This is a genomic window from Vibrio sp. 1562 (genome assembly GCF_033340155.1).
Taxonomy (GTDB): domain Bacteria; phylum Pseudomonadota; class Gammaproteobacteria; order Enterobacterales; family Vibrionaceae; genus Vibrio; species Vibrio alginolyticus.
This window is the reverse complement of sequence record NZ_JAWOVY010000525.1, coordinates 1-607: the sequence shown is the minus strand read 5'-3', so window position 1 is coordinate 607 and position 607 is coordinate 1. Positions and strand designations below refer to the sequence as shown.

1 protein-coding gene is annotated in these 607 nt (G+C 48.4%); it reads left to right on the top strand.

Going from position 1 to position 607, the window contains the following annotated elements; genetic code table 11:
• Nucleotides 1-59 precede the first annotated feature (59 nt).
• The coding region (locus R7Z49_RS26190) for a hemin ABC transporter substrate-binding protein (RefSeq protein WP_318112586.1) at nt 60-607 on the top strand (548 nt) is incomplete at its 3' end.

Below are 607 nucleotides of genomic sequence, written 5' to 3'. Positions count from 1 at the left end.
CGACTCAATTGCTCACTGAAGAGTCGCCATAACAAGAACATAAAACTGAGAACATTTTCATGAAGAACACATTATCACCAGTGCGCACTGCGTTGACTGCTGCCGCTCTGTTACTTGCAAGCACGAACCTTTTTGCCAACAACGCCCCAAACTCAGAACGCATCGTCAGTGCGGGCAGCGCCGTTACCGAACTATTACTTGCGCTCGATGCGAAAGACAGCTTGGTCGCCGTTGATGTAACCAGTACTTTGCCGCAAGGCATGGAGTTACCCGACGTTGGGTATCATCGCCGACTTTCAGCAGAGGGGTTGTTGGCACTGAGCCCAACCAAGTTAATTGGCTCTGATGAGATGGGACCAACTACCACCTTAAATCAACTAAAGTCGGCAGGTGTGGATGTCGAGATAGTCAATACAGAAGCCAACGTTAACGGGCTTTTGCATCGTATCGACCAGATTGCAACGATCATGAACCGTGAGTCTCAAGCAGCAAACTTGAAGCAAGAGGTAAAAACGCAAGTCGAATCTTTGCAAGCGAATCAGCCTGCACCTTCTGCTAAAAAGAAAGTGCTGTTTTTGCTTATTCACGAAGGTCGCCCAGCCAATGT